The sequence below is a fragment of the Guopingia tenuis genome, from assembly GCF_014384805.1.
GTDB lineage: Bacteria > Bacillota > Clostridia > Christensenellales > Christensenellaceae > Guopingia > Guopingia tenuis.
This window is the reverse complement of the sequence record NZ_JACRSS010000001.1, coordinates 477,229-495,303: the sequence shown is the minus strand read 5'-3', so window position 1 is coordinate 495,303 and position 18,075 is coordinate 477,229. Positions and strand designations below refer to the sequence as shown.

Below are 18,075 nucleotides of genomic sequence, written 5' to 3'. Positions count from 1 at the left end.
GAGAGAAAAACCAGCAGGAGAGATTGTGTGAAACAACGGAAAATACCCGTGCGGATGTGCGTTGCATGCCGCGAGGGAAAGCCAAAGAAAGAATTGATCCGCATCGTTCGCAGCCAGGAAGGGGCTGTGAGCGTGGATGTGACGGGCAAAGCCCCCGGGCGCGGAGCCTATATCTGCCCGGATGTGGCGTGCCTGGAACGGGCGTATAAGACGCGGGCCCTCAACCGGGCGCTGGGCGCTGAGCTGACAGAGGAAACCTTCCAGGAACTGAAACGGGTGATTTTGCGGCGTGAGATTGGGAAATGATTTTTTTGCCATGTTGGGATTCGCGGCGAAAGCCAGGGCGCTGGCCTTTGGGGCGGGCGCGGTGGAAAGCGGCGTGAAGAGCGGCAGGGCAAAGCTGGTCATCATAGACGAGGCTCTTTCAGCGGCATCCAAAAAAAGCATGCGGGATATGTGTGCGTACTATCGGGTGCAGCTGGCGGAAGCCGGGCCTGCGGGGAAGCTGGGAGCGTCCTGCGGGAAGGGCGAAAAGAAAATTGTGGGCGTGATGCAAAAGGGATTTGCGGATCGGCTCATTGAGATTTTGAAACACAGCGAAAGCTGTTCGGAGGTGTAACGCTTGGGCAAGTTGAAGATTTTAGAAATGAACAAAACACTCAATACCTATGCAAACGACGTGCTGGATCAGGTGATCCAAACGCAGAGCGAATCGCAGACGCAGATGCAGAACGCCAAAAAGCTGGAATCTGAGCTTTTGACGCGCATCCGTGAGCGGGATGAACGGCGGGAACAGGCGCGTGCGGAGCAGGAAGCTCAAGCAAATGCAGCAGCGGAAGCCCCCGAGGCAAAGGCGGCGGAGACGGTGAGCGAGAGCAAGGCCCCGGAAGCCGCGCCGCAGGCAGAAGCAGAAGTGCAGCCAAAACCTCAGGCAGAGCGCGAAACAGCAGCCCCCGTCACGGAGCAGCCGGAAAAACCTGCGGAGGAGAGAAAGCCGGCTGCCGAAGCGCCAAGACCGGCTCAGGCACGCCCGCGGGAGGAACAGCGCCCGCAGACGCAGAATCCGGCTGGACGCACGGCCCAGCCGCGGCAGAATAACAATGGGCAGAACCGGCAGGGTAGCTATTCGCAGCGTCCGCAGGGGGAACGCCCCTATAACAACCAGAATAACCGCAATGGATATAATGCGGGCGGGCGTCCGCCTTTTAACCGCGATAAAGATAACGAAGGGAACGATGTGCGCCATCGCTCCAAAACGGACGCGAAGCCCCGGGCCGCGTTTGCGCCTCCGGCAGGCGGACAGAAGCCCAATACCCACGATGCACGGAAGAAAAAGGCAGAGGACGATTTGGCTGCCCGCAAGCGCCGGTCTATGATTAAAGAAAAGGGCGTTTTTGCGGAGGATGAATTCCCCCGCGGTTCCAAAAAAGTGCGTAAGAAGGACCGCCCCAAGCAGGCGGCTCCCATTGAACCCATCCGGATCGACAAGGCCGTCATCACTGGTGACACGGTGTCAGTCAAGCTGTTTGCGGAAAAGACGGGAAAGCCCGTGGCAGAGATTCTGAAAAAGTTGCTGCTTCTGGGCATGATGTGCACCATCAATTCGGAAATCGATTACGACACGGCTTCGCTTGTCGCCGACGATTTCGGGATTACGCTGGAACAACGGTTTGAGCAGACGGCAGAGGATGTGCTGATCGCGGAGGACAAGGAGGACGCAGAAGAGGATCTGCAGCCCCGGCCGCCGGTTGTGACCATCATGGGTCATGTGGATCATGGAAAAACTTCTCTGCTGGATGCCATCCGCAAGACAAAAGTGACGGCGGGCGAAGCAGGCGGAATAACCCAGCACATTGGTGCTTATACTATTAAAATCAAGGGGCAGTCCATCACCTTCCTGGATACGCCGGGGCACGAAGCCTTTACGGCTATGCGGGCCCGGGGCGCGCAGGCGACGGATATTGCGGTTCTGGTGGTTGCTGCGGATGACGGCGTAATGCCCCAGACCATTGAGGCCATCAACCATGCAAAATCGGCAAAAGTGCCCATCATTGTCGCCATCAACAAGATCGACAAGGAAGGCGCCAACGTCGAGCGCATCAAGCAAAACCTGACGGAATACGAGCTGGTTGCAGAGGAATGGGGCGGCGACACCATCATGGTTCCGGTTTCCGCTCTCACGGGGGAGGGGATTTCCTCTCTCTTGGAAATGATTCTTCTGGTTGCGGATGTACAGGAGCTGAAAGCCAACCCCAACCGTCTGGCCAAGGGGACGATCATCGAGGCACGCCTGGATAAGGGCCGCGGTCCGGTGGCGACTGTGCTGGTGCAGAATGGAACGCTGCGGGTGCAGGATACGATTGTTGCAGGAACGGCATATGGCCGGGTTCGCGCCATGCTCAACGACGAGGGCAAGGCCGTCAAGGCGGCGGGCCCCTCGCAGCCGGTGGAGGTCATCGGATTTTCGGAAGTGCCGGAAGCGGGCGACATCATCTATGCTGTAGAGCAGGATAAACTTTCCCGCCAGGTGGCCGAGGAGCGCCGGGATAAGATCAAGGCGGCGAAGCTCAAGAGCATGTCCAAGGTATCCCTGGATGATTTGTTCAGCCAGATTGCTGAGGGACAGATCAAGGATCTGAACCTGGTGGTCAAGGCAGATGTACAGGGATCGGTGGAGGCTGTACGTCAGTCCCTGGAGAAGCTCTCCAACGACGAAGTCCGCGTCCGCGTTATTCATGGCGCGGTGGGCGCCATCAGCGAATCGGATATTCTTCTGGCCTCGGCTTCCAACGCCATTATCATCGGCTTCAACGTGCGGCCGGATGCGGCGGTCAGTGCGGCGGCCGAGCGGGAGAATGTGGATATCCGGCTGTACCGCGTCATTTATAACGCCATTGAGGACATCACAAAGGCGATGCAGGGCATGCTGGCTCCGGAATATGAGGAAAAGGTTATCGGGCATGTGGAGGTCCGGCAGACCTTCAAGGTTTCCAGCGTCGGAACCGTGGCGGGCTGCTATGTGCAGGACGGCAAGGTTGTGCGCAACGCCAGCGTCCGCCTGCTCCGGGATTCCATCGTGATCCACGAAGGAAAGCTGAGCTCGCTGAAACGGTTTAAAGACGACGCGAAGGAAGTTGCCGCTGGATATGAGTGCGGCATTACGCTGGATAACTTCAACGACATTAAAGAAGGAGATATTCTGGAAGTCTTTGAGGTCGTGGAAGTCGAAAGATAAAGCCAAAGAGATTTGGCGGGAAGGATTCTATGGCAAAAAATCGGGAGGTTCGCCTGGAAGGGGAATTCCGGCGGGCTTTGAGCGAAATATTTCTAACGGATTTGAAGGACCCGCGCGTCAGCGCCATGCTGAGCGTTATGCGGGTGGAAATCACGCCGGATCTCAAATATGCAAAGGTGTATGTGAGCATTTATGACACGCCCGAAAGGGTGGATTCCACAATGGAAGCCCTGGAACGGGCAGAGGGGTTTATCCGCGCCAAGCTCAACGACAAAATCAAGGTGCGGCGTATCCCCAATTTGGCCTTTGTGCATGATACGTCTGTGGAATATAGCATTCATATTTCCAAGCTGATTGATGAAGTGACGGCAAAGGACAGGGAACATGAAGAGGATTCTTGAGCAGCTATACGCCCATACCCGCTTTTTGGTGCTGAGCCATGTAAGCCCGGACGGGGATACGATTGGGAGCGCCGTGGCCCTTTGCCTGGCGCTGGAAAAGCTGGGCAAGGATGTCGTCTGCGCGGTGGACGGCGATATTCCCGAAAAATTGGGTTTTTTGACCGGATACTTTCCAGTGCATTCCTTTGCGGATACCCCCAAAGAGGGCTATGACTGCATCATTGCCGTAGATGCGGGAGATTTGGGGCGGCTGGGCAAGTTCGGCGCCTTGTTTGAAGCCGTGGGGGAAACCATCGTTATCGACCATCATGGGACCAACATCGGCTATGGGAAATATAATCTCATCCGGCCCTATGGGGCGACGGGGCAGATCATTTTGGAGCTTTTGGAAGCGATGGGGGCCAGGGTCGACGAAAATATGGCCAACGCGCTGTATGCCGCCATCAGCACGGATACGGGGAACTTTTCGTATTCCAATGTGGATGCGGCCCTGCTGCACGCGGCGGCCCGTCTGCGGGAGCAGGGAGCGGATATCCCCATGCTCACGGAACGGATTTATCATGTGCGTTCTCTGGGCGCGACAAAACTGTTGGGACAGGCCCTGGAGCGGCTGCAGCTCCACTGCGGCGGAAGGATTGCGAGCCTATACGTCCTGCAGGCAGATTATGCTGCCTGCGGCGCCGTAAAAGAGGACTGTGACGAACTCATTAACTATGCCCGGGAAGTGGAGGGCGTGGAGATCGCTATTTTCCTGCGGGAAACCGGGGAGAAAACCTTTAAGGTGAGCCTGCGCAGCAAGGAATATGCGGATGTTGCAAAGCTGGCGATGCAGTTTCAGGGCGGCGGCCATGTGCATGCCGCGGGCTGCACGGCGCAGGGCAGCCTGGAGGAAGTTTTGGGAACGCTCCTGCGGGCGGCGGAAGCCCTGTTATAGGAACGAAAGTTTATGAATGGAATGATTAACGTATTGAAGCCGCCGGGGATGTCCTCCAGCGGCGTCGTCGTGTTTTTGCGGCGGATTCTGGGAATCCGGCGGATCGGCCATGCGGGCACGCTGGATCCGGGCGCGGCAGGCGTGCTGGTGGTGTTGGCCGGCCGTTCCACCCGGCTTTCCGACCGGGTGATGGACCATAAAAAAACATATCTGGCGGAGATCACCTTCGGCGTGGCCACGGATACGCTGGACAGCTATGGAGAAGTGACCGAGAGGAGGGACTGCTCGGTGCACCGGCAGGAGCTGGAGGCCGTGCTTTCCGAATTTTTGGGAAAGATCCAGCAGGTTCCGCCGCTGTATTCCGCCGTAAAAATCGAGGGACGGAAATCCTATGAGCTGGCCCGAAAGGGGCTGGCCGTCCGGAAACCGCCCCGGGAAGTGATGATTTACGGCCTGACAGTCCGCGAACAAAGGGGGGAAAACTGCTTTCTTTTGGAGGTGGTTTGCTCCAAAGGCACTTATATCCGGACGCTGGCGGCGGATCTCGGGAAACGGCTGGGGGTTCCGGCCTGCCTGACCTTCCTGCTGCGGTCGGCTTCCGGCGGCAGTGATGTGACCCATGCGTATACGGTGGATGAAATCCGCGCCATGGCAGAGCGGGGCGATCATTCCTTTTTGCAGCCGCCCGAAGCGGCACTGGGAGAATTGCCCGCCCTTGTGCTGGGAGGGGAATGGGAATTCGCATTGCAAAACGGGCAGACCATTGTTCCGGGAAAACCTGTGGAAACAGGGGAATACCGTCTGTATTGCCGGGAGATATTTTATGGGATCGGGCGGGCAGAGGAAGGAACTGTCCGGCTGGAAACGGCATTGTATTGAGGGAGGCAAGGATGCTCCGAATCGATCAAAACAAAGAGCGGCCCGGCGAGGATACGGCGGTTGCCATCGGCACCTTTGACGGCATGCACCGGGGCCACCAGCAGATTCTCTGGCGGCTGAAGCAGGCGGCGTCCCGGCAGGGGTTGGCGACGGCGGTTTATACTTTTTCCGGCATTCCCGGCGCCGTATTGGGCAAAAAGACAGGCGCTCTTTTCACAAAGAGCGAAAAACAGGCGGCCTTTGCGGCCCAGGGGATCGACTATCTTTGGATGCAGAAATTTACCCGGGAGCTGGCGGATATGCCGGCGGAGGCATTTGTCGATTTTCTTTTGTCTGCGCTGCGCGCACGGGTCATCGTTGTGGGATATAACAACACCTTTGGAAAGGACGCTCGGGGGACGCCGCGGTTTTTGCAGGAATATGCCGGGGCGCGGGGCGCAAAGGTATATATCGAAAAGCCGGTGGAATGGGAGGGCGAGCCGGTGAGCAGCACGCGCATCCGTGAGCTGCTTCTGCATGGCGAGCCGGCCCGGGCAGCCCAGCTTTTGGGAGAGCCATATGCCTTTCATGCCCGGGTGGAGCATGGGAAACGGCTGGGGCGCACCATCGGTTTCCCCACAGTAAATTTCTATGTCCCGGAGGGCAAGCTCTGCCCCAAGCGCGGCGTATATATCTCCAGCGTGGAATACCGGGGAAGGAAATACGCCGGGATCACCAACATCGGAATGCGGCCCACGGTGGACGACGGAGACACGGTCAATATCGAAAGCCATATGATCGGCTTTGCCGGGGATATCTATGGCGAAGAGGTCTGCGTTCGCCTGTTTCAATATCTGCGGGGCGAGGTAAAGTTCCAGAATGTGGAGGGGTTGCGCCATCAGCTTTCAGAGGATAGGGAAGGGGCGCTCTCCTTCTTTCAAAAGGGGAAATCCATGAGATAAAATGCTTTACAAAGGCATTTGTCTGTGATAAAATAAAATTTGTATGGAACCATATTCTTTGTTTTGCGAATGCCTAACGCATTACAATGTTTATGGCGATATTAAAACGGAGGTAAGAAACATGAGCCAGATCGACAAAGCGGCAATCATTGCCGAATATGCAACCCATGAGGGCGACACCGGTTCCCCGGAAGTGCAGGTCGCGCTGCTGACGGCGCGGATCAACCATCTGAACGAACACTTCAAGACCCATCACAAGGATTTCCATTCCCGTCGCGGTCTTTTGAAGATGGTCGGTGCGAGAAAGGGTCTTTTGAACTATCTGAAGGAAAAGGATATTGAAAGATACAGAACCTTGATCGCAAAACTGGGACTCAGAAAATAATCTTTGGCATGGGGCTTCCCATGCGGTATGTAGAGCGGTTTTGTGCCGCTCTACATTTATAATGGAACTTTTCCTGGAAAACCTTCGTTTTGAAACTACAACGTATCACATGAAAATTGAGATAAATGAAAAGGCGGGCTCGGTGTCCGCGAGGAGGTAAAAAGAGACAGTATGGAAAATCATGTTTACAAGATGGAACTGGGTGGGCAGGAGCTGGTTATCGAAACCGGCAAATACTGCGGACAAGCCGATGGCTCCTGCATCGTGCGTTGCGGCGATACCGCCGTTTTGGTCAACGCGACCTGCGCTAAGCAGCCCCGGGATGGGATCGATTTCTTCCCGCTGAGCATTGAGTTTGAGGAAAAAATGTATTCCGTTGGGAAAATTCCCGGCGGATTTATCAAGAGAGAGGGGCGTCCCTCGGAAAAAGCGGTTCTGGCCTGCCGGCTGATCGACCGCCCGCTGCGGCCCCTGTTCCCCAAGGGCTTTTATAACGATGTGCAGGTAATTGCGACGGTTCTTTCCGTAGAGCCGGACAACCCGCCGGAGGTTTATGCCATGATTGGTTCCTCCGTGGCCCTTTCGATTTCGGGCATTCCCTTTGCCGGGCCGACGGGTTCCGTCGTTGTGGGCATGGTGGATGGAGAATATATCATCAACCCCAATTCCGAGCAGCGGGAAAAGAGCCGCCTGAACCTGACAGTTTCGGGAACGAAAGACGCGGTCATGATGGTGGAGGCCGGCGCGCAGGAAATCACCGAGTCTGAAATGCTGGATGCCATTCTGCTGGCCCATGAAGAGATCAAGCGCATCTGCGCTTTCATCCAGGGCATCAAGGATGAGATCGGCAAGCCGGAAAAGGAAGTAGAGATTTATCATGTTCCCGAAGAGCTGGATGCGGATGTCCGCCGGGAATTCTATGACAAGATGGTTTGGGCGATGGATACCTTTGACCGGACCGAGCGGGAGACCCGCGAAGCCCAGGTGAAAAAGGACGCCGTTGCTTTCTTTGAGGAAAAATATCCCGAGGGAAAGACGGACATCGAGAATTCCCTCTATCAGATCATGAAGGAAGTCGTCCGCGACAAGATCGTCAATCAGGGCATCCGCCCGGATGGCCGCGGCTATGAGGATGTCCGCCCCATCTGGTGTGAAACCGGGCTGTTTGCCCGGACGCATGGCAGCGCCGTGTTCACCCGCGGACAGACGCAGGTCATGAACCTGGTGACGCTTGGGGCAATCGGCGACGGGCAGACGCTGGACGGCATCTCGGAGGAGACTTTCAAGCGCTATATGCACCAATACAACATGCCGCCCTATTCCACGGGCGAAGCGAAACCCATCCGCAGCACTAACCGCCGGGAAATCGGCCATGGCGCGCTGGCGGAGCGGGCGATTCTGCCGCTGCTCCCCTCGGAAGAGGAATTCCCCTATGCCATCCGCGCGGTATCTGAGGTTTTGAGCTCCAACGGGTCCACTTCCCAGGCCAGCATCTGCGCCAGCTCCCTGGCCCTTATGGATGCGGGCGTTCCCATGAAAGCGCCGGTGGCCGGAACCGCCATGGGACTCATCAAGCATGACGACAAAATCGTCGTCCTGACGGATATCCAGGGTCTGGAGGACTTCCTTGGCGATATGGACTTCAAGGTTGCTGGAACCGACAAGGGCATTACGGCAATCCAGATGGATATAAAAATCAAGGGAATCGACAAGGAAATCCTTGAGCGTGCGCTGGCGCAGGCGCTTCGCGGCCGCCTGCATATCCTGGGCAAGATGAATGAAGTCCTGTCCGCGCCGCGGGCAGAGCTTTCGCCCTATGCGCCCAAGATCATCCAGTTCACCATCGATCCCGAAAAGATCCGCGAAGTCATCGGACCCGGCGGAAAGATGATCAACAAGATCATTGCGGATACCGGCGTCAAGATCGATATCGAGGACGACGGCCGCGTGTTTATCTCCACGCCGGACAGCGAGGCGGCGGCCCGTGCCAAGGCCACCATCATGGGCATTGCCCGGGATATCAAGGTGGGCGATGTCTATATGGGCAAAGTCGTGCGCATCATGAACTTTGGCGCTTTTGTCGAGCTGGTGGGCGGAAAGGACGGCCTGGTTCATATCTCCAAGCTGGATAACAAGCGTGTGGAGAAGGTAGAAGACGTCGTGAATATTGGCGACGAAATCCTGGTGAAGGTCATCGAGATCGACAGCCAGAACCGGATCAACTTGACGCACAAGGGCGTCACCATGGAGGATCTGGAAAAATTCAACAGCACGTTAGATTAAAAGATGCAAAAGGCGGGCCGCGGGGGAAGAGTTCCTTGCGGCCCTTTTGCTTTTTCCTGCATGAAACGGGGAAGAGCAAGGGATACTATGAGAATAAACTAGAAAAGGAGAGAGGAATATGGTGAGAGAAAACCGCCTTTCCAACGGCGTGCGCGTCTATGGGGAATATCTGCCGGATATGCGTTCTGTGACCATCGGCATCTGGGCCAAAGCCGGTTCGGTGATGGAAACCCAGGAGCAGAACGGAATTTCCCATTATATTGAACACATGCTGTTTAAGGGAACCGAGCGGCGGGGCTATCAGCAGATTGCCGCAGAGATTGATAATATCGGCGGGCAGGCCAACGCCTTCACGGCCAAGGAAATGACCTGCTATTATGTGAAGGTAATGGATGAGCGCCTTTCCGTGGCGACGGATGTGCTCTGCGATATGTTTTGCCATTCAGTCTTTGATGCCAAAGAGATGGAGAAGGAAAAGGGCGTAATTCTGGAGGAAATCGCCATGTCTAACGATAATCCCGAGGATCTGGCCCATGAAAAAATGGCGGAAACCTTCTTTGCGGGAAACGCCATCGGCAAGACGATTCTCGGCCCGGCAGAAAACGTCCGCCGGTTTACCCGGGAGGATATCCGGGAATATATGGACGAATGCTATTATGCGGAGAACGTCATTGTCGCCGTGGTTGGGAACTATGATGAGGCCTGGCTTCTCGACGAGCTGGAGAAAAAGCTGGGCGGCATCCAGAGCAAGGGAGCACCGCTCTCTTTCCCCAAGGATGAGCTATGGAAGCCGGAAAGACATTATCTTTCCATCAAGAGAGATGTGGAGCAGGCCCATGTGGGGATCGTGTTCCCGGCCTATTCCTTTTTGGATCCCCGGAAATATGCGCTGTCCGCCGTGGCCAACCTGCTGGGAGGCAGCATGAGCTCCCGGCTTTTCCAGAAGATTCGTGAGGAAATGGGCATGGCCTATTCCATCTATTGCTATCCCGCCATCTACAGCAGCCATGGCATGCTGGCAATTTATGCGGGAACTTCCAGCGAAAATGCTCCCAAGGCTGTTCGGGCGGTGCTGGAGGAAGTGAAACGGCTGAAGAAGGAGCTGATTACTCCCGAGGAGCTTCATAATACGAAGGAGCAGCTGCGGGGGAACTTTATCCTGGGGCAGGAAAGCAGCGCAGCCAAGATGAATTCCATCGGCAAAAACGTCCTTTTGGGCGGCAGCCCGCTTTCGGAAGAGGATGTGTTGGAAAGCCTGAACCTGGTAGATATGGATGCGGTCCGCGAGGCAGTGGACATGGTCTTTGACGAAGAAAAGATGACCGGCGTATTCGTGGGCGCAGTGGATCACTGCGGCGAGGTCGAGGATCTGTTTTCTTAAAGACTGACACCCAGCGAAATGAATTTCCATTTGATGGCCATAGAAAAGGCCGGAGGATACCTCCCGGCCTTTTTTTGTTATATGGAAAAACTAGATATCTTTGTGAAGAATGCAATGCCGCCGGCCATTGATGAGCAGACAGCCATCATTTTCCCAGGAGATCGTCATATGCTGATAATCGTCCCATTCGCCCTGGTATATATGTGTGGATTTTTTTGCCAGACGGAAGAAATAACCGTCTATTTCTCCTGATTCGCAAATATCCACAAAGGTATATCCGCCAAGCGCGCCTTGGTCGTTGCTGATGAGCCGGGCGACATGGCTTCCGTCGGGAGAGATGGCGCTATAGACAATCGTATTTTTTGCAATACCACTAAAAAGGGCGGCGAAGGAAAAGGCGGATACAAAGAGCAATATTATCAAACCAGTACCGATGCTGGCACCTATTCTGTTGATAACTGTCCAAAGATAGGCTTTGAACACATAGATAAACAGGAAGTAAACGGAACCTAATAGGCAAATCATCATATATATAAAATTTTCCAGCCAGGCGTCGGCATGCAGATAGAACAGCCAGTTCACAAAAAGGAGCGGGAGAAGCACGGCGGCAAAAAAAGGATTAACGTCGCTGCCAGATGCATACCGCGGGCGGATCAACACGGGAATGCTCAGGGCCAGTGTGCCCGCGGCAAGGAGAATGGCAGAAACGCGGCAATTTTGCAGGGTGAAATTGCTGTATCCCCAAAAACCGCCGACGATCCCGCAGAGTGGAAGAAGGGAATACAGGATAAACAGCAATTTAGGCGCTGCGATAACCAGCCTTTTCATATTTTGATCCTCCCGGCTATCCGTCTATGTCTTGCGCCTGAAAGCTCTGCAGCTTTTCTAAAAACTCCGGATGCGATGTGAAAAATTCAAGAGCCGCTGCCCGGCCGGTATTATAGGAGCGAAGATCGCCGCTGTTGTTTTTGCATTCTTTATATAGGGAGAAGATATTCCTGGCGCGCCATTGATAATAACGGGCAGTATTCTGATATCGGGCAAGGGTTGCATAGAACTCATCCTCATCTTTCGCCAATTCATTGGGAAAGAGGCCATCGGAAAAATCATTTTTGTGAAAATCCGCAAAATTGGCGTACTTCTGATATTGCCGAAAAGCCGTGTCGTCCAGAAAATCCCCGTCCAGCAAAAGATGGGCATAGCCGGGCAGGGCGTCTGCGGAAAGCGAATAGAGATATCCCATGGGGTCTTCCGGCATACCGTCCGAATCCTCCTTTAAAGCAGCCGGCATATTCCGGCTGTTTTCCCGGGCGATGAAGCCGTCGACATTGAAATAGGAGAGCGCCGACAGGGAGATGAGGATGGCGAAGCAGACGCATTTTGCCAATGGAAATTTCTGCCGCCAGATTTTCAGAATGGTCAACACCAGGATGGCTCCCAGCAGAAGGATGAAAAACTGGACATACAGCCGCAACCGGGTATATTGATAGGCCTGCTCATAGAGCACCATACGGCAAAAGGAGGAGACCAGAAGGAGAATGTTGGAGGCATTAAGCCAGGTGTAGAGAATCCGCAGGAACCGGGCCTGCTTTGCCTGGGCCTGTTTGGTGAAGGCCATACAGACGGCGGTCAGGCAGAAGACCAGCACGGAGGCCGCGCAGAGCTGGAAAAATCCTGTCCGGGCATAGGTGCTGTAGCTTACCCCTTCGGGCAGAGCCGCACCGCCAAAGAGAAACAGGCATTGGATGACGCCAAAGATGAAAAGTAACAGGCTGACGGAAATCAGCACGATATAGACGGAGATCAGGGAGAATTCCGGCCGATTCCCCTGCGCCGGAGGAACAACGGCCCGCTTTTTTGCGGCAAGAGAATAGATAAAGCTGGCAGAGAGCGTACAGACAACGGCGGCCAGCACCAGATACCCCAGCCCATCCAGAATGGTTTTGGTGGAGAGGCGGGACAGCATATCCGAAAAGACCATATCCGCCGAGGAGAGAAGTGCGGTTAAGGCGGCGACTACGGGAAGAGCGATCAAAATTCCGATCCAGATATACTTTGTATTCTTCCCGGAGACCTCTTTGCCGGAAAAACCACGGAAAAGGGCCGGGAAACTTTGGCCGATTCGGTGAAAAGGACGGACAAAAAGGCAAAAAAAGACATCACAAAAAGACCCAAAGGTATAGGCGGGATAGGAAGCGGTATCCGTCATCAGCGAAATTTGCAGCGGAATGAGCAGAGCCACTGCTATTCCATTCAGTATCAGCAGCAGTAAGTTGTTATATAGAAAAAAGGTGGCGCAAAGAGCGGCGATAAAAGGTAGCAGCAGCCAGTTTTGCTGGCGCCGCAGATTCAGGTTCCCCTTTTGGCTTCCCAGGATTACGCCGTAGCAGCAAAGGACAGCGATGAGAACGTTGATTCCCAGAGGATGGCCGTAAAACACTACCCCATGGAAGAGATAGGCGCCGGCAACTCCCAAAAACAGCAAAAGCCAAACATTTTTTCGGGGCATGCGCTGAATTTCAACAGCTTGGTTTTCATTCATTGTTCTTCCTCCTTATATTCCAAAAGATCGCTGGGCTGGCAATCCAAAACCCGGCAGAGTTCGTTGAGAGTGGAAAACCGAATGGCTTTGCACTTGTTGTTTTTTAAGATCGAGAGATTCGCCAGACTGATGCCCACGCGGCTGGAAAGCTCGTTTAAGCTGATCTTCCGTTTGGCCATCATTACATCCAAATTTACCAGAATCATATGCCGCCTCCTTTAAACCGTCAGGTCGTTTTCCTCTTTATAGAGGACAGCCTGATGGAACACGCAGGATAAAACGATGGCGCAGAGCATGCCGAAAATCAGGATAAGACCGCAGATGAGAAGGGGGATGGAGGCGGGTTTGCAGAACAGATAATATCCAAGAAAATCCACGCTGCAGATGCCGCAGCATATGGCAATATGCGAAAGGCTTTTGACGTTGCGCTGAATAAAAGGCGTTCCCTTATGCACGCTGTCCATGATGAACAAGAATTCGACGATCAGCCAGATGACCAGCGCGCCTCCGGCATAGAGGAACAGAAACGAAGCAACCTGCTGGGAAAAATATTCTGCGAAGGCAACCTGAACCAGCCAGGGAATGACCAGAAATCCAAGGATTGCCGCCGCCAGGGTAATATATAGGATAACCGTGAGAATCAGTCCCATCCGCCGTGATAATACGTTCATTTGAAAACCTCCCATGACCATTCTATGCGTTCAGCATAACACATAAATTTTCGTTTGTAAATATATTTTTATCGAAAAACAATAAAAATATTCTGAAATGCATAAAATGACGAAAGAAATATGCCAATGGAACGGAAAAGGCGAGGGCGGAGAAAAGGACTGCTCTGGACGTTTGGCTGCCTATGGCCCGCATAATAGGATTTTCCTCTGCGGCGGAAGGGTTGAAAATCTGAAAAGCCAGCTTTATAAAGTTTGGCCGAGAGTTCCATAATAAAACGATTATTTTCCGTCCTGCCTGGAAAATAATCGTTTCGAAAAATCACAGCAAAAAAGCGGCGCTTATAGCGCCGCCGAAAATCGCGTGTTTATCTTTCCCGAAGCTCCTTGATGAGCTCCCGGTTATCATAGAAGGACTGATAGGCTTCCTCATAGGAAGAGAGGCGCTCCATCATTTCCTCGGGATGAGCCACGGGCTTGAAGCCGAATTTGGCATAAAGGCCATGGGCATCCGGGGTCTGCAGATTGATCCGGCGCATCTTGGCAAAAACAGGAACCTCAAAGATGCACTGGAACACGAACTTGGAAAGACCCTTGCCCCGGTGATCCTTTTTGATGATCATGTCTGCCGCATAGGCGACGGTGGTAAAATCGGTCACCAACCGGACACAGCCGACGGGTTCTTCCCCATGGAGACAAATGAAGGTGACAGAATTCTCAAACGCGCTGATTGTCACGTCCACCGGGCGGTCGTGAATACTCCAGCCGTCCTCCAGCATCAGAAGCGCAGCCTTTTCAAGATCTACCTTTGACAAATCCGTCGTCACGGTATACTCGCCCTTGGTCCATGTGTAAGTTTTCATATATACCTCCAAAACTGAATTGGCCACCGGGCCTGTCATTGCGATACAATGTCTTTGCCACGCATCGTGCGGCAATGGCAACCGTCAATGAACGCCCGGGCTTCGGGAGGGACCTGCCCTTCCGGGTTATGCCGTGCGTTCATTATACCATATTTCAGGGGCGGGGGACAAGACATTTGCTATGCGTTTTTGTTTTTTTCAAAATGCGCATAGGCTTCGTCATAGGGGATGAGGCGTTCCATAAATTCCTCAGGATGGGCCACGGGCTTGAAGTCGTATTTGGCATAGAGGCCATGGGCGTCCGGCGTGCAGAGGAGCATGCGGCGCAGCTTGCAGAAAACCGGATGTTCCATAATGCAGGAAAAGATAAATTTGGAAAGGCCGCGCCCCTTGTATTCCGGAGCAATATTCACATCCGTCACATAGGCGGCGGTAGCATAGTCGGTAATGAGGCGGACAAAGCCAACGACCTCCCGGTTTTCGCCGGCCAGGCAGAAGAAGGTTTCGGAATTTTGAATGGCCTTGACGGTGAGATCCAGAGGCCTGTCCTTGCAGCACCAGTCCTGCCGGGCAATGAGGGCCGCCGCCTTTTTGAGATCGATGCCGCTGGGATCGGTGGTGACGGTAAAATCGCCGCGTTTCCATGTGTATGTCTGCATATAAAGAACCTCCCAACATGTTTTTTCATTCTAGCATTACTATATCATAAAAAAGTATATTTTACGCGGAAAAACAGAAAAATATAGATGGACCCAGATCTGGGCAAAAAAGAAAAGGAGAACCAATCATGCAGCTGGAACGAGCAACCCAATCCATGGAAGAAGAAAATACGCCGTCGGGCTCTGAAGAAGAAAACGCCCCTGTTTCCTCTGAAAAAATCGAACAGGTGAAGGAACTGGGGACGACTAAGGCGAAAAAATCCATACAGATTCTCAATATTATCGGGCAGATTGAGGGACACACCATTGTGCCGCCCCAATCCAAGGCAACCAAATATGAACATGTGATTCCCGTATTGACGGATGTAGAACAGAACGACGATATCCAGGGATTGCTGGTGATTATGAATACAGTGGGCGGGGACGTGGAGGCCGGGCTGGCCATTGCGGAGCTGATCCGCGGCATGAGCAAGCCCTCGGTTTCCCTTGTGCTGGGCGGCGGCCACAGCATTGGGGTGCCGCTGGCGGTGAGCACCGATTTTGCCTTTATTGCGCCCACTGCCAGCATGACGATTCACCCCCTGCGCACCACCGGGCTGTTTATCACCGTGCCGCAGAATTTTGAATATTACCGGAAGATGCAGGAACGAATCCTCAAATTTATCTGCGCCAATTCCCGCATCCGGGAGGAGCGGCTGGAGGCCCTGATGTTCAGCAAAAACCAACTGGCCGACGATATGGGAACGGTACTCATCGGAAAACAGGCGGTGGAAGAACAGCTGATCGATGCCGTGGGCGGACTTCACGAGGCCCTTGACAAACTGCGGGAGCTAATCAAGAAAAAGGAATAGGGAAAGGCGGACGAAAGAGAACTTGAGGTGTATAAAGGAACGGAATATACACCGGATAATGCTCTGCCGCCGGGAAGAAATGGGCGAATTGCATAAAAAAATGAGAAAAGCAGCTGCCGCCCTGCATTATGGCTTTTTTACACCCGCGAAAACACGAGCCTGCACACTGCTTCTCCATAAGCATAAGGCAGAGAATCCCGAGATGCTGGTTTGACAAATAAAAGAGGCAGCCCTTCCTTGGAAGGACTGCCCTTTTGTGTTGTTATGAAAACGCATCCGACAGACACGTTTCCCGGCGAATTCAATCGTCCTGCAAGGCGTCATAGCCCTCTTCGCCTGTGCGCACTTTCACCACATTTTCCACATGGTAGACGAAGATCTTGCCATCGCCGATATGGCCGGTATACAGAGCCTGCTTGGCCGTAGCAATCACCATTTCCACTGGCACCTTGGTCACGACGATATCCACCTGGATTTTGGGAAGAAGCGTCATTTCCACCTTTACGCCGCGATAGTATTCCGGGGCGCCCTTCTGCATGCCGCAGCCCAGTACATTGGTTACGGTCATGCCGTTGACGCCGATCTCCTCCATGGCCGCCTTGAGAGCTTCAAACTGGCTCTGCCGTGTGATGATGGTGACCTTGGTAATGCGGCTGGCGCCCGGTGTTCCGGCAGGCTCGGTGGGGATCACCTTAACGGGAACGGCCTCATCCATCGAGGGCGTGGCAGCGGGCTTCTGCGCGCTGGCCTCGGAAGAGCCAGTGATGCCGGTGGCGGGAAGCATGGGCATGAAGTCGGCATAGGCGCTGGGGAGGTTATGCTCCGTGGAATCCAGGCCGGCGATTTCCACTTCCCGGGAAACCCGCAGGCCGATGGTCTTTTTCAGGATAAAGAATACGATGGTCATGACGACGGTTACCCAGAGGGCGACGGAAGCGACGCCCAGAACCTGTACTCCCAGGAAGGAAGCGTCTCCCGTATAGAACAGACCACTTTCCGTGGCAAACAGGCCGGTCAGGATAGTCCCGGTTGCACCGCAGAGGCAATGCACGCCGATGGCACCTACCGGATCGTCAATATGAAGTTTCTTGTCGATGAATTCGATGCCGAACACGACCACAAAGCCGGCAATCAAGCCGATGAGGGCGGCGCCGAAGGGATCCACCATATCGCAGCCTGCCGTAATGGCGACCAGGCCGGCCAGAGAACCGTTGAGCGTCATGGAGACATCCGGCTTTTTATAGCGGATCCAGGTGATGCACATGACGGCAACCGTAGCGACGGCAGCGGCCAAATTGGTGTTTACGAATACATTTCCGGCCTTCAGGATTTGCGCATCGCCGGTCACGCCCAGCGTGGAACAGCCGTTGAATCCGAACCAGCAGAACCAGAGGATAAAGACGCCCAGAGCGCCCAGCGTGATGCTGTGGCCCAAAATGGCCTTGGGCTTGCCGTTCTTGTCATATTTTCCAATGCGGGGTCCCAGCATCTTTGCGCCGATCAGGGCCGACAAGCCACCCACCATATGCACGGCAGTGGAACCGGCAAAGTCATGGAATCCCAGCTGGGCCAGCCAGCCGCCGCCCCAAATCCAATGGCCGGAGATGGGATAGACGATGGCGCTGATAATCAGGCTATAGAGGCAGTAGGTAGAGAATTTTGTGCGCTCGGCCATGGCGCCGGAAACGATGGTGGCGGCAGTTGCGCAGAAAACCGTCTGGAAGATCAAAAAGGCGGGAGTCCCGACGGTCAGGCCCAGGGCAGAGGTATAGTCGCCCTGAACGAAGAAATCCGGGGTTCCGATAATCCCGCCGATGCTGGTTCCAAACATGAGCCCAAAGCCCAGGATCCAGAAAACGGGGGTTCCAATGGCAAAGTCCATCAGGTTCTTCATGATGATGTTGCCGGCGTTCTTCGCGCGGGTAAACCCGGTTTCCACCATGGCAAATCCAGCCTGCATGAAAAACACGAGCGCGGCTCCCACGAGAACCCAAATGGTGTCGACAGATGATAACATGCAAAAGTCCTCCTTATAAAATGATATAAATGGAAT

General features: G+C 54.2%; 18 protein-coding genes. 11 read left to right on the top strand and 7 right to left on the bottom strand.

Translation table 11 applies throughout. The annotated features are described in order from the left end of the window. Window positions 1-27 precede the first annotated feature (27 nt). From rnpM to H8693_RS02385, 10 genes are all read left to right on the top strand, one after another. Entirely contained in the window at window positions 28-306 is a 279-nt protein-coding gene (gene rnpM / locus H8693_RS02430; protein WP_330605684.1) for an RNase P modulator RnpM, read from the top strand. Between the two features lie 10 nt (window positions 307-316). Continuing rightward, the gene (locus tag H8693_RS02425) at window positions 317-619 is read left to right on the top strand and encodes a L7Ae/L30e/S12e/Gadd45 family ribosomal protein (protein WP_249279644.1); all 303 of its coding nucleotides are present in this window, start codon (window positions 317-319) and stop codon (window positions 617-619) included. Between the two features lie 3 nt (window positions 620-622). Further along, entirely contained in the window at window positions 623-3,235 is a 2,613-nt protein-coding gene (gene infB, locus H8693_RS02420) for a translation initiation factor IF-2 (protein ID WP_283243722.1), read from the top strand. A 29-nt stretch (window positions 3,236-3,264) separates the two neighbouring features. After that, complete coding sequence (gene rbfA / locus H8693_RS02415) at window positions 3,265-3,636, top strand: 30S ribosome-binding factor RbfA (RefSeq protein ID WP_249279643.1); 372 nt, start codon at window positions 3,265-3,267, stop codon at window positions 3,634-3,636. Continuing rightward, window positions 3,620-4,570: a DHH family phosphoesterase gene (locus H8693_RS02410; protein ID WP_249279642.1), complete on the top strand. Its 951-nt coding sequence runs from the start codon at window positions 3,620-3,622 to the stop codon at window positions 4,568-4,570. The genes rbfA and H8693_RS02410 overlap by 17 nt, the downstream gene beginning before the upstream one ends. A 12-nt stretch (window positions 4,571-4,582) precedes the next feature. Next, the gene (truB, locus tag H8693_RS02405) at window positions 4,583-5,449 is read left to right on the top strand and encodes a tRNA pseudouridine(55) synthase TruB (protein WP_249279641.1); all 867 of its coding nucleotides are present in this window, start codon (window positions 4,583-4,585) and stop codon (window positions 5,447-5,449) included. 11 nt (window positions 5,450-5,460) lie between these two features. Beyond that, window positions 5,461-6,390, top strand: a complete 930-nt coding sequence (locus H8693_RS02400) for a bifunctional riboflavin kinase/FAD synthetase (RefSeq protein WP_178618737.1) — start codon at window positions 5,461-5,463, stop codon at window positions 6,388-6,390. A gap of 121 nt (window positions 6,391-6,511) precedes the next feature. Continuing rightward, entirely contained in the window at window positions 6,512-6,775 is a 264-nt protein-coding gene (gene rpsO, locus H8693_RS02395) for a 30S ribosomal protein S15 (RefSeq protein WP_249279640.1), read from the top strand. Between the two features lie 171 nt (window positions 6,776-6,946). Further along, window positions 6,947-9,058, top strand: coding sequence for a polyribonucleotide nucleotidyltransferase (locus H8693_RS02390; RefSeq protein ID WP_178617997.1), 2,112 nt, complete (start codon window positions 6,947-6,949; stop codon window positions 9,056-9,058). Window positions 9,059-9,176: 118 nt separating this feature from the next. After that, on the top strand, window positions 9,177-10,439 hold the full coding sequence (locus tag H8693_RS02385; RefSeq protein ID WP_249279639.1) for a M16 family metallopeptidase: 1,263 nt from the start codon (window positions 9,177-9,179) through the stop codon (window positions 10,437-10,439). Window positions 10,440-10,529: 90 nt separating this feature from the next. Here the strand turns inward: H8693_RS02385 and H8693_RS02380 are convergent, their stop codons facing one another. The 6 genes from H8693_RS02380 to H8693_RS02355 form a co-directional block, all read right to left on the bottom strand. After that, on the bottom strand, window positions 10,530-11,267 hold the full coding sequence (locus H8693_RS02380) for a hypothetical protein (protein WP_249279638.1): 738 nt from the start codon (window positions 11,265-11,267) through the stop codon (window positions 10,530-10,532). A 16-nt stretch (window positions 11,268-11,283) separates the two neighbouring features. Next, the gene (locus tag H8693_RS02375) at window positions 11,284-12,981 is read right to left on the bottom strand and encodes a DUF4153 domain-containing protein (protein ID WP_249279637.1); all 1,698 of its coding nucleotides are present in this window, start codon (window positions 12,979-12,981) and stop codon (window positions 11,284-11,286) included. Next, window positions 12,978-13,187 carry a helix-turn-helix domain-containing protein gene (locus H8693_RS02370; RefSeq protein ID WP_178617989.1) on the bottom strand — a complete coding sequence of 70 codons (210 nt, stop codon included), beginning with the start codon at window positions 13,185-13,187 and terminating at the stop codon, window positions 12,978-12,980. Before H8693_RS02370 ends, H8693_RS02375 begins: the two co-directional genes overlap by 4 nt. A 12-nt stretch (window positions 13,188-13,199) precedes the next feature. Further along, window positions 13,200-13,652 (bottom strand): DUF2975 domain-containing protein, encoded by a 453-nt coding sequence (locus H8693_RS02365; RefSeq protein WP_249279636.1) that lies wholly within the window; start codon window positions 13,650-13,652, stop codon window positions 13,200-13,202. Window positions 13,653-14,017: 365 nt separating this feature from the next. After that, entirely contained in the window at window positions 14,018-14,512 is a 495-nt protein-coding gene (locus tag H8693_RS02360; protein WP_178619639.1) for a GNAT family N-acetyltransferase, read from the bottom strand. A 179-nt stretch (window positions 14,513-14,691) separates the two neighbouring features. Further along, complete coding sequence (locus tag H8693_RS02355) at window positions 14,692-15,171, bottom strand: GNAT family N-acetyltransferase (protein WP_178619642.1); 480 nt, start codon at window positions 15,169-15,171, stop codon at window positions 14,692-14,694. Between the two features lie 128 nt (window positions 15,172-15,299). On the opposite strand from H8693_RS02355, the gene H8693_RS02350 reads away from it, so the two are divergent. Then, window positions 15,300-16,022: a ClpP family protease gene (locus H8693_RS02350; protein ID WP_330605683.1), complete on the top strand. Its 723-nt coding sequence runs from the start codon at window positions 15,300-15,302 to the stop codon at window positions 16,020-16,022. A 301-nt stretch (window positions 16,023-16,323) separates the two neighbouring features. Here the strand turns inward: H8693_RS02350 and H8693_RS02345 are convergent, their stop codons facing one another. Beyond that, a complete protein-coding gene (locus tag H8693_RS02345) occupies window positions 16,324-18,039 on the bottom strand; it encodes an ammonium transporter (RefSeq protein WP_249279635.1) in 1,716 nt (571 codons plus the stop codon). Window positions 18,040-18,075 lie beyond the last annotated feature (36 nt).

What these genes read in the sequence shown, in the direction of transcription:
- H8693_RS02425 (WP_249279644.1), top strand. Translation starts at nt 317, where the DNA reads ATGTTGGGATTCGCGGCGAAAGCCAGGGCGCTGGCCTTTGGGGCGGGC.
- rbfA (WP_249279643.1), top strand. Translation starts at nt 3,265, where the DNA reads ATGGCAAAAAATCGGGAGGTTCGCCTGGAAGGGGAATTCCGGCGGGCT.
- H8693_RS02410 (WP_249279642.1), top strand. Translation starts at nt 3,620, where the DNA reads ATGAAGAGGATTCTTGAGCAGCTATACGCCCATACCCGCTTTTTGGTG.
- truB (WP_249279641.1), top strand. Translation starts at nt 4,583, where the DNA reads ATGAATGGAATGATTAACGTATTGAAGCCGCCGGGGATGTCCTCCAGC.
- H8693_RS02400 (WP_178618737.1), top strand. Translation starts at nt 5,461, where the DNA reads ATGCTCCGAATCGATCAAAACAAAGAGCGGCCCGGCGAGGATACGGCG.
- rpsO (WP_249279640.1), top strand. Translation starts at nt 6,512, where the DNA reads ATGAGCCAGATCGACAAAGCGGCAATCATTGCCGAATATGCAACCCAT.
- H8693_RS02390 (WP_178617997.1), top strand. Translation starts at nt 6,947, where the DNA reads ATGGAAAATCATGTTTACAAGATGGAACTGGGTGGGCAGGAGCTGGTT.
- H8693_RS02385 (WP_249279639.1), top strand. Translation starts at nt 9,177, where the DNA reads ATGGTGAGAGAAAACCGCCTTTCCAACGGCGTGCGCGTCTATGGGGAA.
- H8693_RS02380 (WP_249279638.1), bottom strand. Translation starts at nt 11,267, where the DNA reads ATGAAAAGGCTGGTTATCGCAGCGCCTAAATTGCTGTTTATCCTGTAT.
- H8693_RS02375 (WP_249279637.1), bottom strand. Translation starts at nt 12,981, where the DNA reads ATGAATGAAAACCAAGCTGTTGAAATTCAGCGCATGCCCCGAAAAAAT.
- H8693_RS02370 (WP_178617989.1), bottom strand. Translation starts at nt 13,187, where the DNA reads ATGATTCTGGTAAATTTGGATGTAATGATGGCCAAACGGAAGATCAGC.
- H8693_RS02365 (WP_249279636.1), bottom strand. Translation starts at nt 13,652, where the DNA reads ATGAACGTATTATCACGGCGGATGGGACTGATTCTCACGGTTATCCTA.
- H8693_RS02360 (WP_178619639.1), bottom strand. Translation starts at nt 14,512, where the DNA reads ATGAAAACTTACACATGGACCAAGGGCGAGTATACCGTGACGACGGAT.
- H8693_RS02355 (WP_178619642.1), bottom strand. Translation starts at nt 15,171, where the DNA reads ATGCAGACATACACATGGAAACGCGGCGATTTTACCGTCACCACCGAT.
- H8693_RS02350 (WP_330605683.1), top strand. Translation starts at nt 15,300, where the DNA reads ATGCAGCTGGAACGAGCAACCCAATCCATGGAAGAAGAAAATACGCCG.
- H8693_RS02345 (WP_249279635.1), bottom strand. Translation starts at nt 18,039, where the DNA reads ATGTTATCATCTGTCGACACCATTTGGGTTCTCGTGGGAGCCGCGCTC.